Below are 13,796 nucleotides of genomic sequence, written 5' to 3'. Positions count from 1 at the left end.
CTGCTTCACATGGTACTAAGATAAAAATATAGCATGATATTTCTGTATCTAAATGGAATACTGAGGGAGGAATTAGGATGAAGGAACAAACTTTTACAATTACTGGAGAAACAGGTATTCACGCAAGACCTGCTACCTTGTTAGTTAACAAGGCAGGGCAATACGAATCCCATGTGGAATTACATTACAATGGAAAAACTGTGAATCTTAAATCAATTATGGGTGTTATGTCACTTGGTGTACCTAAAGATGCTCAAATTCGCATTACGGTAGATGGTAGTGACGAAGATCAAGCGCTTGAAGGTATTGATGAAACCATCAAAGAACACCTTGGTGAATAGTAGGAACTAGAGGAAAGAGCTAGAAGTTAATATATCTTCTAGCTTTTTCTTTTATTTTTTATTATAGTAGTAGAGGACTTTTTGATTTAAGGTAACAATAGATAAGGACGTGATAGAAATGATGGAATTTCTTTATTTCCCCGAAGATAAATCGAAATATATTCCTGCAGTTATTAGTTTAATTGTGTTCGTTATTGGTGCAATTATTACGATGTATTTGATTAAACGTGCTTCTAAAAAAGAAGAAGCAAGATGGGAAAAAGAATATCAAATGGAAAAGAAAGAGGATAATTCGTAATTTTAGTTTAATTATTTGATTAGAAAATATGGAATTGGTAAAACTATTTGTAATCTAGGAGAAAAGGTGATTTAGATTGAAATATAGTTTTGCTCTTCTTACTTTATTTATATTGGTTGTCTCTGGTTGTAGTCAAGACGAGGATAGTCCGATAGAGGTTGCATTATATAATACGACAAATGATCGAGTGGGCTCTGCTACATTTGTAGAAGGAAATAATGAAGTGAAAGTAAATATAAAGCTTGAAGGGTTAGAGCCAGGATTCCACGGAATTCATATGCATGAATCACCACTTTGTGAAGGTCCTGATTTTAAATCTGCAGGTAATCATTTTAATCCTACAGGTAAAGAGCATGGGTTAATGCATCCAGACGGGGCCCATTTAGGTGATTTTGTGAATATAGAAGTAGATCCAGCTGGAACGGTAGAGACAGAGCTTGTATTAAGCGATGTAACGTTATTAGATGGGGATAAATCTCTTTTACGTGAAGAGGGAACATCAATTATTGTCCATGAAAAAGAAGATGATGGGATATCTCAGCCTTCAGGAGACGCAGGAGATCGAATCGTGTGTGGTGTCCTTTCCAAAACAAAAGAAGACGAATCAGATAATGCAACTGATCCAACAGAATTTAACGAAGAAAAAGAGTAAAGGTTAGATATACTAGCTACCTTTACTCTTTTATAATGTCAATAAGTGTGTAATATCATTACTTCACCATCAAGCAATGATTGTGTTAATGCTAAAAAAAGATTTATTTGTCGTGTAATTGAGTATCTAACGCAGTAATAATACGTTTAATTCCTTCTTCTACTACAATAGTAGGACACGCAACATTTATACGCATAAATCCACTTCCTGATTCCCCGAAGGATTCTCCATCATTTAAACCAACCTTTGCAGATTCTTGTAAGAATTTTTTAAGCTCTGAATGGGTAAGGTTTAAGTTGCGAAAATCCATCCAAATGAGATAAGTACCTTCAGGACGTATGACTGTCACATCCTCACGTTGTGAAAAAGCATCGATTACTAAGTTAATATTTTCATGAACTTTATCAATTAACTGATCAAGCCATATATCTCCATTTGTATAAGCAGCTTCGAGAGCAGTGACCCCCATGGTATTCAACATATGCATCCCTTGAGTTTCAAACATTTCTTTTAATGCTTCACGAAGATTCTTATTCGGCGCTACCACATAAGAAACTTGCAGACCTGCTAGATTAAAAGTCTTTGTCGGTGACATAAAGGTAATGGTACGAGATTTAATTTGATCATTTATTGTAGAGATCGGAACATGAACATGTGGTTTATAGACTAAGTCAGCATGAATTTCATCAGAAAAAATTAATACATCATACTTTTCACATAAGTCTCCCATTTTTTCAAGTTCTTCAGCTGTCCAAACTCTACCAATAGGGTTATGTGGACTACATAGAACAAAAGCTTTTACTCCTTGTTTTAACTTTGCTTCAAAATCCTCAAAATCAATCTGGTATTTTCCATTTTCAAATTTTAATTCGTTTTTAACAATAGTTCTGTTATGTTTTTCAACAATACTATAAAACGGTGGGTAGACAGGTGTTTGAATTAAAACCTTATCTTCTTCCTTTGTTAATGCTTGAATTGCCATATGAAGGCTTGCTATCACACCTGGACTATATAAAAGCCAAGCGGAAGAAATGTCCCAATTATGTCTTCTTGTTAACCAACTCTTTATCGTGTCATCTAATTTTTTATCGGTAAAGGTATATCCGAAAACTCCATGTTGTGCCCGTTTTACTAGCGCATCTGTAACCGCTGAGGGAATTTGAAAATCCATATCAGCTACCCACATAGGTAGCACATCTTTATTCCCATACAATGCCTCAACTAGATCCCATTTTACGGCACGTGTATTTAATCGATTGATGGATTGATCGAAAAAATTATTCAAATTTATCATCCTTTCCATTACTATTCATATTGTTCAAAACTTCTTTATGTAGATAGTAAGAGTTTATCATTAATTGAGAAATACCTGTAAAAAAAAGCTTTAGAGAACGCTTAATTGAATAATTTCACATATAGCCTCAGGGGCTTCCTCTGGTAGAAGATGTCCCTTTTTTTCTAATACATAAAATTCAGCGTGAGGAAGGTCTCTTTTAAGTTGTTCTCCGATAGAAATGGGAAGGATTTGATCGCTTTTTCCCCAAACAATATAACAAGGAGCATGAATTAAATGTAAATCTATTTCAATTAAATCCCCAGGATGATCAAGGAAAAGTTCAATTAGAATGTTATACATACTGTCATCGGTGAAGGTTTTTTCATATCTTTCAATAAGTTCTTCATTTACTACTTCTTCATCGTAAGTAGCAAATTTTAATAATGCAGGGAGCCCTTTCACTTCAAATAAATATTTAAGGACAGAGGATGTATTCGGTACGTGATCGATCCAAAACTGAATTATATCGGAAGCTTTCATATAACTAGAAGGAGCTAATAAATAAAGGGAAAGTATACGGTTTGGATAATATCTTGCACAAACTAAGGCTATTTGACCGCCCATGGAGTGACCTATTATCGCAGCTTTCTCGATGAGTAAATTATTCATAATTCTCATGACAAGATCGGCGTAGTTACGATAGGAAAAATCAAAATCTCTCTTTTTTTCACTAGCTCCAAAAGGGGGTAGATCAATGCAGACAATTGAAAATTCATGGTGTAATGTTCCAATCATTTTATTAAAACATTCTTTAGAGGCTAATAACCCATGTAAAAGAATTAATGTGGGTGCGCCATGATTTAAATAATAATCAAAATGTACTTTGGTTGATTGATATACGAGGATATGTTTCTCTTTCAGCTGCATAGCAAGTACTCCTGTCTTTTTCCACTTATCCTTCCTCTATCAACAAATCTTATTCCGTGATCATGAATTGATGAAAGAAGCATGCGAAATGGGAACATTTAAAAAAGACAAAAAAAAGCAAAGTGATTGCTCACTTTGCCATCCAGGGGGAATACGAGAAAGTCTTACATATTTTAGTAGTACCCCTATGTCCAATTTATAAACCAAAATGTTTAAAAAACTTTTAAAAAATTGATGAATTTTGTAATTCTTGGTTGATTTTCTATATGTGTGTTAGTATTAAATGTTGTATCTAATGATAAAGAAATTATTCTTTGTGATTAAAATTAATAATACATAAGAAGAACAAGAATGGAGTGTTAGAGTATGGCAGAAAAATATAGTGTAGGCCAAGTAGTCGAGGGAAAGGTAACAGGTGTACAAACTTATGGAGCCTTTGTTGCTTTAGATGAAGAGGTGCAAGGACTCGTTCATATATCTGAAATAACGGATGGATTTGTTAAAGACATTAATGATTTTGTTACTTCAGGCGATCAGGTCAAAGTTAAAATCATCGAAATGGATGAGATTTCAGGTAAATATTCTTTATCAATGAAAGCTTTAAATGAAAATGCACAGAGTAAGAAAACAGAGAAAAAGCAAGTATTGCAAGATGAAAAGGATGGATTTAATACACTCAAAGAAAAACTAGGTGATTGGATTAAGCAATCTGAGCAAAGTGGAAATCAAAAAAAATAAAACGAAAGGCATTGAGAATTTTATTTTCAATGTCTTTTTTATAAAGTTTGAAAAATCTTTTTAAAAAAGTAACTTATTTTAAAATGGTTGAAGAATAGCTAAGTTTCACACCAATATTAGTGGTAGCAAAATAGTTTAAAAAGAATACTGAAAAGTTTCATTTTTCAAAAAATAGCGCGGGATTCATAAAATTTTCCTATCTATCTGCTTGATTTAAGCTTCTGGATTCGGTACATTTATAGAGTGAGAATAATTTGATGGAGGGTAAAAAATGACACATGTACGTTTTGAGTACGATAAAGCATTAGCTTTCTTTGGTGAGCATGAGCTGGCTTATTTAAAAGAACCAGTAAAATTAGCCCATGAAGCAATACATAATCAAACGGGTGCAGGTAGTGATTTCTTAGGTTGGGTCGACTTGCCAACTAACTATGATAAGGAAGAATTTGCACGAATTAAAAAATCGGCTGAAAAAATCAAGAAAGACACTGATGTATTATTGGTAGTTGGAATTGGTGGATCATATCTAGGTGCAAGAGCTGCAATTGAAATGCTTAACCATTCTTTTTATAATGCACTTAATAACGACCAACGTGATACACCACAGGTCTTTTTCGTAGGAAATAACATTAGCTCATCTTATATCAATGATTTATTTGATGTATTAAAAGATAAAGATGTATCGGTTAATGTTATATCAAAAAGTGGTACAACTACTGAGCCTGCAATTGCGTTTCGTATTTTCCGTAAGTTCTTGGAAGAAAAATATGGTGCGGAAGAAGCAAAAGGACGTATTTTTGCTACAACAGACAAGGCTCGTGGAGCATTAAAAACATTAGCAACAGAAGAGGGATATGAAAGCTTTGTTATTCCAGACGATGTTGGTGGACGCTATTCTGTTTTAACTGCTGTTGGACTATTACCAATTGCTGTTAGTGGCGTGGATCTTGATGAAGTAATGAAAGGTGCTCAAAAAGCACAGGAAGAATTAAGTGATGGTGATATCGATAAAAACCCTGCGTACCAATATGCAGCAGTACGTAATGTTCTTTATAATAAAGGGAAAACTATTGAAATGCTAATTAACTATGAACCAGCACTTCAATATTTCTCTGAGTGGTGGAAACAATTATTTGGAGAAAGTGAAGGGAAAGATTTCAAGGGAATTTATCCGTCTTCAGCTAATTTTTCAACTGATCTTCACTCACTTGGACAATACGTTCAAGAAGGTCGTCGTGATATTTTTGAAACGGTCTTACACGTAGAAGAACCTAAATCACATATTACGATCGAAAAAGAAGCGCAAGATTTAGATGGCTTAAATTATTTAGAAGGAAAAACATTAGACTTCGTAAATGAAAAAGCATATCAAGGTACATTGCTTGCTCATACAGATGGGCAAGTACCAAACCTTTTAGTGCATTTACCTAAGCTTGATGCCTATACATTCGGTTATATCGTATACTTTTTCGAAAAAGCATGTGCTTTAAGTGGATACCTATTAGGTGTTAATCCATTTGATCAGCCAGGTGTAGAAGCATACAAGAAAAATATGTTTGCCCTTTTAGGTAAGCCAGGTTTTGAGAAAGAAAAAGAAGAATTAGAAAAGCGTCTATAAAAAATAAAAATAAAACAAGCATCTCTTTTATATCGAAAGAGGTGCTTGTTTTTTTGGTTTCATTAAAATTAATGTATCCTTTTTTTTAATACTTTTAATCAGTTTGGCATCAAATAATATTTTTTCTTCGCGAATGACCCCTAATAGAAAACGGCCTTCTTTTTGATGAAATGTTTGTTGCAGAAAATAGCTTATTTCTTTTTCTGCTGGCACAAATGAAAGTTCCATCTGTTTAAGCAACTGGATGTAAATATCAAATGATCCTATTCCCTCTATTTGGCGCAATTCTTGAAAAAATAGATTGCTCATGAAATCATTTGATCTAATGATTGTTGTAGCTCCAGCCCGTTTTGCATTTTCTTTCTGCTCATTAGTTAGCAATTCAGTAACGATTGGCACCTCATTATTAAGTCCTCTAACAGCTAATGCGGTTAAAATTGTTTGACGATCTGCTTCTGACTCATTTTTATTTGGATCTGCCGTAATTAAAACGATAGAAGCATCTTTAATATTAGCTTTATCTAGACAAGCATCTCTCGTTGGATCATCATGAATAAAATGAAGCATATGCTTTTGATAGGGTAAATTTAAAAGGCTTTTATCAATGAGCACAACAGGATGTGCCCTATGATCTGCTTGTAAAAATGTGATTAATTGTTTGGTTCGTTCATTCCACCCGACAATAATGATATGATTTTTTCCTTTAAACGAAATTTGCCCATTTGATAGTTTTTCCTCATGCTGAATGGAAGTGGCTGATAGTGTTACCATATAAAAAGTAAGAAGGCCACCACCAGTTAGAATTAAAAGGATAGCGATTGCTTTACCTAAAAAACTTAATGGAACATAATCACCATAGCCAACAGTCGACCCCGTAACAATAGCCCACCAAATACCGTCAAAGACACTTTCAAAGTGAGTGGGTTCAACTAAATGAATAAGGTATCCAAAAAGAATCATAAAAAATGATACAGATAAAAGTAAACGTAAGATAATAGGAATATGAAAATAAAATTGGCTCCACCTAAACCAAATCATTGGTTGCCCCTCCTTTTTGTGTTAGTATTATCCAAATAGTAATAGAATACTCAGTAAGGAGAATCAAACATGGAACAATCAAGAATAGAATTTTTAATGGAGTTACTTAATACCGCTTCTCCTTCTAGCTTTGAAATGGATATTCAGAAAAAGTGGATCAAGGATGTAGAAGCTTATGCAGATGAGATAAGAACGGATAATGCAGGAAATGCGATTGCTGTATTAAATAAAAATGCACCCTTTAAAATTTTACTTGCCGGTCATATAGATGAAGTTGGCATGATGGTAAATAGAATTGATGAAAATGGCTTTATTTATGTAGATAAATTAGGCGGAATAAATCCAAAAGCGGCAATAGGGATGCGCGTAGAAATTATAAATGAAGCGCATCGATTAAATGGAATCATCGGTGTAAATGCTCAGCATCATGGTGGAATTAAAGGCGATTTTGAGCTAGAGGATTTATTTATTGATTGTGGGATGGATTCAAAAAAAGAAGTTGAGAAAAAGATTCAAATCGGGGATTTAGTTGTTTATAGAAGATCTGCAGAAATATTGAATGAACAACTAATTTCTGGAAGAGGCCTTGATAATAGAACGGGTGCTTTTATTGTAGCGGAAGTAATCAGAAGGCTAAGAGAAAAAAATATTGAAGTTGGCGTTTATGCTGCAAGCACAGTAAATGAGGAAACAAATATGGGTGGAGCTTATTTTGCTGCAGCAGGGATTGCACCAGATGCAGCAATTGCGTGTGACGTAACATTTGCAACCGATTATCCACATGTGAACAAACACAAGCATGGGGAGGTTAATCTTGGTGGTGGACCAGTGTTAGCAAAAGGGGCACCAATCAATCGTAATTTGAATAAACTATTAGAGAAGGCAGCAAAGGAATTAAATATAGATTTACAATATGAATTAACTCCGCGACATACCGGTACAGATGCAGATCGCATGAGGCTAACCGGGAAAGGTGTTCCAATCAGCTTAGTTTCGTTACCATTGCGTTACATGCACTCACCAGTTGAGACAGCTAGTATACGCGATATGGAAGAAGAAATAGCTTTACTTGTTAAGTTTATTGAGAATTTACCGCGTGATGAAAACTTAAATCCACTAAAATGAAAAAAATGTTTGTAGAGTACTTCACAAACTTTTGGTAATAGTGTATACTTTAAATATAATTAAATATCGATTCTATCTTCGGGGCAGGGTGAAATTCCCGACCGGCGGTGAGGAGCTTCGAGCTCTAAGTCCGTGACCCGTTCATTTTTATGAACGGTGGATCTGGTGAGATTCCAGAGCCGACAGTTACAGTCTGGATGGGAGAAGATAAGAGTAGAGGTAATGCCGTTTATTTGGTGTACCTTCTATTTCCTACTACACTTCTATCCTAAAGCCCCTCTAGGCTTTAGGATTTGTTTGTTTAGAGGAAACTTACCCTTCATCAGTAAGTATAGAATCGATATTAAGATGAAGGAGGAATGGGCGATGAAAAAAGCTACAAAGCAATCGTCTCGTTTATTAAAATTAATTATTTTAGCTTTATTTGGTACAATTTCTATGGTTTTAATGTTTTTAAATTTTCCACTACCATTTTTACCGCCATATTTAAAAATTGACTTTAGTGATGTTCCAGCCTTAATAGCTGGCATTCTGTTTACGCCAATTGCTGGTGTTGCAGTCGAAGGGATTAAGAATCTATTGTATCTTATTTACACAGGTGCAGGAGATCCAATCGGAGTAATTGCTAACTTTACAGCAGGTACGTTATTTGTTCTACCAGTAGCAATTATTTATCACAGAATGAAATCTGCAAAAAATCTACTAACTGGTCTAATTGTTGGTACTGTTGCAATGGCTTTTGGAATGGGAATACTCAATTATTTAGTAATCCTGCCTGCCTATAGTTTATTTATGGGGTGGGAATCAATGTCTAGTACCGTTAAGCTTAGCACCGTTATGGTAGGGATATTACCATTTAATTTAATCAAAGGTATTATCGTTGCGATGTTATTTATACCATTATTCAGTAAATTGAAACCTTGGTTAGACAGGAAACGGCTTAGTTTTCAAACCTAATTATGCATAAAAAACCTCCTCACCTAAATATAGGTTGAGGAGGTTTGTGTTTGTATCGTTGATTATATGGATTAATTTTTTCTTTTTTCTTTAACTCCTAACGTACATCGAGAAATAGTAACAAGTTCATCCATCTCATCATAAATTCTAATGTCCCAAACCATCGTACTTTTACCAATGTGGACCGGTTTAGCGAAAGCTTGTAATAATCCATCTTTTTTCGCTTTGATATGATTGGCATTTATTTCGATCCCAAATACATTGGAGGTTTCTTTGTCAATATAAAGAAGCCCGCCGACACTTGCAGCAGTTTCTGCTAATGTTACAGAAGCTCCTCCATGCAAATAACCCATTGGTTGCTTTGTTTCATTGGTTATTGGCATAGTAATCTGTACTAATTCTTTTGTTTGTTTAATAATCTCCATTTTTAATAAAGTAATCATATTGATTGGGGAGCTCATTTATTTTCTCCTTTTTTCACAGGGTAATTGGCCATAAAACTTGAAGAAGAAGTGACAGTCCAATCAATAGCCCGTAAAAAGTATTTGTTTTAGCAGTAGTAACCATCGCAGGTATCATAGCTACGTTGGTAGAATTTTGACGGAATAATTTGATTGCTTTTACTGCTTTTATTCCACTTATGAGTGCAAGCAAACTCCAGATAGGTAGTAACCCAAGTAGAATAAATAAAATGGTTAGCATATAACTGCTTGTCATACTTATTCCTAATAGGGAGATTGCATGTTTTCTTCCTACAAGAATTGCTATCGTTTTTCTGCCATTTTCCTTATCTCCATCTAAATCACGAATATTATTTGAAAGTAAAATAGCTCCAATAAAGATCGCGATTGGTATAGAAATAATGACTACTTCCAGAGTAATTGTACCAGTTTGAATAAAATAGCTAATTCCGATCATAATAGTTCCCATAATTATGCCAGAGACAATTTCTCCAAATGGGCTATATGCAATAGGCTTTGGCCCCCCTGTATATAAGTAGCCAATTAACATACAAAATAGACCAATTGCACAGATCCACCAGCTCGATAAAAGACAGATATAAACACCTAATAGCATCGAAAGAATAAAAAAGATAATTGCTAATCGTTTTACTGTTTTAGGTTTAATACCATCTCTTACGATTGTTCCACCTATTCCCACCGAGTTCTCATTATCTAATCCACGTACAAAATCGTAATATTCATTAAACATATTTGTACCAGCTTGAATTAACATTGCCGCTAATAACATGGCTAAAAATAACAGTAATTTAAAGGAGTCATCCAAGACTGCAAGCATCGTTCCTATAAAAACTGGTATAAATGAGGCTGTTAATGTATGTGGTCTTAATAATCGCCACCATATATGGAAGCCAGGTCTTTCATTTAGATGGGCACGTTCAGTTGCTTGATTACTTGTTGTCATATACTTTTTGCTCCTATACAATAATTAAATTTAGTTATTCTAGAATTAAGTTTAGATAACTTCACAAAGCGTGTCAATCTAACTTTATTCGTTGAATAATCATGAAATAAGAAAAATATTTGAAAATCGGTTATAATCTATCATAGGTTTGCTTTTTGTGGGGAAGACACAAGTAAATAATGCCTTAAACATTAGTTGTTATTTAAATGCGTCATCATTTATAATATAATGAACAATGCCTAAATGGCAACGCCCTAATATATTGGAGGGTTACGAATGATTGAAACAAAGGAAAAACATATAGATGGTGTTTTAAAAGCAGCAAGGTCTCAAGCAACAAGAATGCATGCACCAACCTTTGTAAGTGTTACAAATGAAATTGATACGGTAGATCCTTTAGGATTTTTTCAAGCTGGAAAAAATATAGATGGAAATCGTGTTTTTTGGTCAAGCGCTACAGAGAATAAATCTTTTATAGGTGTTGGTAAAGCATATACGTTGAAAGCAAAAGAAACCTCTTATGCTAGTGTGCGAAAGCAGTGGGAAGAACTGCTTGAACATGCAATTATTGATAATGCCTATCCACTTACAACACCAAAAGCTTTTGGTGGATTTACTTTTGATGAGAAAATGACGTCAACGAATACCGACTGGAAAGAGTTCCAGGGTAGTCAATTTCTTGTGCCTGCTTATGTGTTAACAATGGAAGATGATCATTTCTATTTAACGATCAATTGTATAGTAGATACTACTACTTCCCTTGAAATTTTAAGCAAGCAAATTTCAGAAGATACGAAAATGTTAGCACGCGCTAACTTTATTCAAGAGCCTTTAAGTACGATAGAAAATAGGTATGAAGAAGATCCAAAAGATTGGATGGAATTAGTAAAGCAAGCAACAAGAACAATTAAAACAAGCACAGTAGACAAAATTGTGTTAGCGCGAGAATTGCTACTGGATTTTAAAAATACGGTGGACATAACAGTTGTTTTACATCACTTACTACAAGCACAGTCAAATAGTTATGTCTTTGCATTTGATTCGATGGAGTCGAGCTTTATTGGTGCTACACCAGAACGATTAGTTCGAGTTGAAAATCAATCGGTGCTTTCTGCTTGTCTAGCTGGAACGGCGAAGCGCGGGCAAACAGACTTTGAAGACGCATTAATTGGGGACAGGCTGTTACATGATGATAAGAATCTTCATGAACATCAGTTTGTCGTAGATATGATTAGAGAAGCGATTTCTGCTGTCTCTACTACAATGGAAATACCTGATCGCCCTGTTTTGTATCCGTTAAAGAATCTTCAGCATTTATATACACCTGTAAAAGCAGAATTGAAATCGTCTTACGGTATTTTAGATGTTGTCGAAAAGCTACATCCAACTCCTGCTTTAGCTGGCTATCCAAGAGAAGAAGCAATGCAATTTATACGATCGTACGAATCCCTTGATCGTGGTTGGTATGGTGCTCCGATTGGTTGGTTTGATCAGGACTTTAATGGGGAATTTGCAGTTGCTATACGCTCAGCGCTAATAAATGATACGAAAGCTACTTTGTTTGCAGGTTGCGGTGTTGTGAAGGATTCCAACTCACTTAAGGAATACGAGGAGACAAACATTAAGTTCACTCCAATGTTAAGTGCTCTAGGGGGATAAGGATGAAACATACTGAAATTTTAACAAGATATGTAGCTAATTTTGTGGATGAGCTGGTAGAAAGTGGAGTGAGGGATATTGTCATTTCACCTGGATCAAGATCTACTCCTCTAGCAATGCTATGTAGTCAGCATAAAGATTTACAGACATGGATTCAAATTGATGAAAGGTCTGCTGCTTTTTTCGCTTTAGGAATTGCAAGAGAATCTAATCGAGCAGTTGCTGTAGTTTGTACTTCAGGCACAGCAGCTGCTAATTATTTTCCCGCGATTATTGAAGCTTACTATAGTCGTCTACCTATTCTTGTGTTAACTGCAGATCGTCCACACGAATTAAGAGATAACGGTGCACCTCAAGCGATTGATCAAATTAAAATGTACGGTAATTATGTGAAATGGTTTCATGAAATGGCGTTACCAGAAGCAAGTGAAAGAATGCTTTCTTATGCTAGAAACCAAGCTTTTCGGGCAGTACATACAGCAATGCAACATAATAAAGGTCCAGTACATGTCAATTTGCCATTTAGAGAACCGCTTCTTCCGGACTTTCATGTAGAAAATATGTGGGGGAAAGGACAAAAGAAAAGATGGTTTGAAAGTGGTACCATCACCGTCGATGCTTCTACTATTAAAAGACTGATATCTGTTCTTAAAAATAAGCAAAGAACCATTATTGTAAGTGGCCCACAGGATGATGCACGCCAAGCAAAAGCGATCTTAAAAATTGCTGAATTGTTTCATTTGCCAGTCTTTGCTGATCCGCTTTCTAAGCTTAGAAGCCATCCTGACCCGAAAAAATTAGTTATAGAATCGTATGACGCGTTTTTGAAATCCTCTAGCATACGTGAGCATTTGCAAATCGATCTAATTATTCGTTTCGGAGCTGCGCCGGTTTCAAAAGCTTATGGTCAGTTTGTCGAAGCGCAAAAAGATGTCGAACACATTATTGTTGAGCCATACGAGGGATACCGGGAGCCGACGGATCAAACTGTCCATTATTTGTATAGTGACGCTACTTCTTTACTAGAGCAATTAAATGGGATTTCTACTTCGTTTGACTTTGATCCCTCTTGGTTAGAGATGATGCAGGATTGGAATGAAAAAGCAAAAGGCATTTTGTTAGAACGCTCTTTTACAGAAAATTTGACAGAAGGCCATGCTGTATTAGGAATAGAAGAAGCAGCACCTTTTGCTAGTATATTATTTGTGGGAAATAGCATGCCGATTCGAGATGTAGATACTTTTTTCATGCACACAAATAAGGAAATCGAAATTCTTGCTAATCGCGGTGCGAATGGTATTGATGGTGTCGTTTCCTCTGCTTTTGGAGCAGCCGCAAATGGTAAAAGAGTGACACTTTTGATCGGTGATATTTCACTATTACATGATGTGAATGGTTTGTTGCTAAGTAAAGAAACATCTCTTAACGTTACCATCGTTTTAATAAATAATAATGGTGGCGGAATCTTTTCTTTCTTACCGCAAGCTAGTAGTGAAACATCACAATTTGAAGCATTATTTGGAACGCCGTCCAACATACAATTTGAACAAATTGCGTCTACTTATTCTCTGCACTATCATCGGCCAGATTCTTTTCAGAGTTATATAGATTGTTTAAAGGAAAGCTACGAGCAAAATGGTATCTCTTTAATTGAAGTTCAAACAAATCGCGAAGAAAATGTAAGCTGGCATAGGAAAAAGTGGAAAGACATCGAAACAATATTAACCTCGAAATAAAGTAGG

General features: G+C 35.1%; 14 protein-coding genes and 1 riboswitch. Of the genes, 9 read left to right on the top strand and 5 right to left on the bottom strand.

What is annotated here, in order from left to right:
- Positions 1-77: 77 nt before the first annotated feature.
- The 3 genes from DFR57_RS10345 (at position 78) to DFR57_RS10335 (ending at position 1,291) form a co-directional block, all read left to right on the top strand.
- Positions 78-341 (top strand): phosphocarrier protein HPr, encoded by a 264-nt coding sequence (locus DFR57_RS10345; RefSeq protein ID WP_114353086.1) that lies wholly within the window; start codon positions 78-80, stop codon positions 339-341.
- Positions 342-459: 118 nt separating this feature from the next.
- Positions 460-639: a hypothetical protein gene (locus DFR57_RS10340; RefSeq protein WP_114353085.1), complete on the top strand. Its 180-nt coding sequence runs from the start codon at positions 460-462 to the stop codon at positions 637-639.
- Between the two features lie 76 nt (positions 640-715).
- Positions 716-1,291: a superoxide dismutase family protein gene (locus tag DFR57_RS10335; protein WP_114353084.1), complete on the top strand. Its 576-nt coding sequence runs from the start codon at positions 716-718 to the stop codon at positions 1,289-1,291.
- Between the two features lie 103 nt (positions 1,292-1,394).
- Here DFR57_RS10335 and DFR57_RS10330 read toward each other — a convergent pair whose 3' ends face one another.
- Positions 1,395-2,576 (bottom strand): MalY/PatB family protein, encoded by a 1,182-nt coding sequence (locus DFR57_RS10330; protein ID WP_245937442.1) that lies wholly within the window; start codon positions 2,574-2,576, stop codon positions 1,395-1,397.
- Between the two features lie 99 nt (positions 2,577-2,675).
- Entirely contained in the window at positions 2,676-3,494 is an 819-nt protein-coding gene (locus DFR57_RS10325; RefSeq protein WP_114353082.1) for an alpha/beta fold hydrolase, read from the bottom strand.
- A 366-nt stretch (positions 3,495-3,860) separates the two neighbouring features.
- On the opposite strand from DFR57_RS10325, the gene yugI reads away from it, so the two are divergent.
- Complete coding sequence (gene yugI, locus DFR57_RS10320; protein ID WP_114353081.1) at positions 3,861-4,232, top strand: S1 domain-containing post-transcriptional regulator GSP13; 372 nt, start codon at positions 3,861-3,863, stop codon at positions 4,230-4,232.
- Positions 4,233-4,503: 271 nt separating this feature from the next.
- A complete protein-coding gene (locus DFR57_RS10315; protein ID WP_114353080.1) occupies positions 4,504-5,850 on the top strand; it encodes a glucose-6-phosphate isomerase in 1,347 nt (448 codons plus the stop codon).
- Between the two features lie 27 nt (positions 5,851-5,877).
- Here DFR57_RS10315 and DFR57_RS10310 read toward each other — a convergent pair whose 3' ends face one another.
- The gene (locus DFR57_RS10310) at positions 5,878-6,888 is read right to left on the bottom strand and encodes a potassium channel family protein (protein WP_114353079.1); all 1,011 of its coding nucleotides are present in this window, start codon (positions 6,886-6,888) and stop codon (positions 5,878-5,880) included.
- A gap of 69 nt (positions 6,889-6,957) precedes the next feature.
- Here DFR57_RS10310 and DFR57_RS10305 point away from each other — a divergent pair, with 69 nt between their 5' ends.
- Both DFR57_RS10305 and DFR57_RS10300 read left to right on the top strand, forming a co-directional pair.
- Positions 6,958-8,013, top strand: coding sequence for a M20/M25/M40 family metallo-hydrolase (locus DFR57_RS10305; RefSeq protein ID WP_114353078.1), 1,056 nt, complete (start codon positions 6,958-6,960; stop codon positions 8,011-8,013).
- Positions 8,014-8,083: 70 nt separating this feature from the next.
- A riboswitch (FMN riboswitch) is annotated at positions 8,084-8,226 on the top strand.
- Positions 8,227-8,379: 153 nt separating this feature from the next.
- A complete protein-coding gene (locus DFR57_RS10300; protein ID WP_114353077.1) occupies positions 8,380-8,970 on the top strand; it encodes an ECF transporter S component in 591 nt (196 codons plus the stop codon).
- 71 nt (positions 8,971-9,041) lie between these two features.
- On the opposite strand, the gene DFR57_RS10295 is transcribed toward DFR57_RS10300, so the two are convergent.
- Both DFR57_RS10295 and DFR57_RS10290 read right to left on the bottom strand, forming a co-directional pair.
- Entirely contained in the window at positions 9,042-9,431 is a 390-nt protein-coding gene (locus tag DFR57_RS10295; RefSeq protein WP_114353076.1) for a hotdog fold thioesterase, read from the bottom strand.
- Positions 9,432-9,447: 16 nt separating this feature from the next.
- On the bottom strand, positions 9,448-10,395 hold the full coding sequence (locus tag DFR57_RS10290) for a 1,4-dihydroxy-2-naphthoate polyprenyltransferase (protein ID WP_114353075.1): 948 nt from the start codon (positions 10,393-10,395) through the stop codon (positions 9,448-9,450).
- A 276-nt stretch (positions 10,396-10,671) separates the two neighbouring features.
- Between DFR57_RS10290 and DFR57_RS10285 the strand changes: the two genes are divergently transcribed.
- Both DFR57_RS10285 and menD read left to right on the top strand, forming a co-directional pair.
- Positions 10,672-12,054 carry an isochorismate synthase gene (locus tag DFR57_RS10285; protein WP_114353074.1) on the top strand — a complete coding sequence of 461 codons (1,383 nt, stop codon included), beginning with the start codon at positions 10,672-10,674 and terminating at the stop codon, positions 12,052-12,054.
- Positions 12,055-12,056: 2 nt separating this feature from the next.
- Positions 12,057-13,790 (top strand): 2-succinyl-5-enolpyruvyl-6-hydroxy-3-cyclohexene-1-carboxylic-acid synthase, encoded by a 1,734-nt coding sequence (menD, locus tag DFR57_RS10280; RefSeq protein ID WP_114353073.1) that lies wholly within the window; start codon positions 12,057-12,059, stop codon positions 13,788-13,790.
- Positions 13,791-13,796 lie beyond the last annotated feature (6 nt).

This window comes from Saliterribacillus persicus (genome assembly GCF_003337485.1).
GTDB lineage: Bacteria > Bacillota > Bacilli > Bacillales > Amphibacillaceae > Saliterribacillus > Saliterribacillus persicus.
Note: the sequence above shows the minus strand (reverse complement) of the source record. Positions and strands in the feature narration are given on the sequence as shown.

What these genes read in the sequence shown, in the direction of transcription:
- DFR57_RS10315 (WP_114353080.1), top strand. Translation starts at nt 4,504, where the DNA reads ATGACACATGTACGTTTTGAGTACGATAAAGCATTAGCTTTCTTTGGT.
- yugI (WP_114353081.1), top strand. Translation starts at nt 3,861, where the DNA reads ATGGCAGAAAAATATAGTGTAGGCCAAGTAGTCGAGGGAAAGGTAACA.
- DFR57_RS10290 (WP_114353075.1), bottom strand. Translation starts at nt 10,395, where the DNA reads ATGACAACAAGTAATCAAGCAACTGAACGTGCCCATCTAAATGAAAGA.
- DFR57_RS10310 (WP_114353079.1), bottom strand. Translation starts at nt 6,888, where the DNA reads ATGATTTGGTTTAGGTGGAGCCAATTTTATTTTCATATTCCTATTATC.
- DFR57_RS10285 (WP_114353074.1), top strand. Translation starts at nt 10,672, where the DNA reads ATGATTGAAACAAAGGAAAAACATATAGATGGTGTTTTAAAAGCAGCA.
- DFR57_RS10345 (WP_114353086.1), top strand. Translation starts at nt 78, where the DNA reads ATGAAGGAACAAACTTTTACAATTACTGGAGAAACAGGTATTCACGCA.
- DFR57_RS10325 (WP_114353082.1), bottom strand. Translation starts at nt 3,494, where the DNA reads ATGCAGCTGAAAGAGAAACATATCCTCGTATATCAATCAACCAAAGTA.
- DFR57_RS10300 (WP_114353077.1), top strand. Translation starts at nt 8,380, where the DNA reads ATGAAAAAAGCTACAAAGCAATCGTCTCGTTTATTAAAATTAATTATT.
- menD (WP_114353073.1), top strand. Translation starts at nt 12,057, where the DNA reads ATGAAACATACTGAAATTTTAACAAGATATGTAGCTAATTTTGTGGAT.
- DFR57_RS10295 (WP_114353076.1), bottom strand. Translation starts at nt 9,431, where the DNA reads ATGAGCTCCCCAATCAATATGATTACTTTATTAAAAATGGAGATTATT.
- DFR57_RS10340 (WP_114353085.1), top strand. Translation starts at nt 460, where the DNA reads ATGATGGAATTTCTTTATTTCCCCGAAGATAAATCGAAATATATTCCT.
- DFR57_RS10305 (WP_114353078.1), top strand. Translation starts at nt 6,958, where the DNA reads ATGGAACAATCAAGAATAGAATTTTTAATGGAGTTACTTAATACCGCT.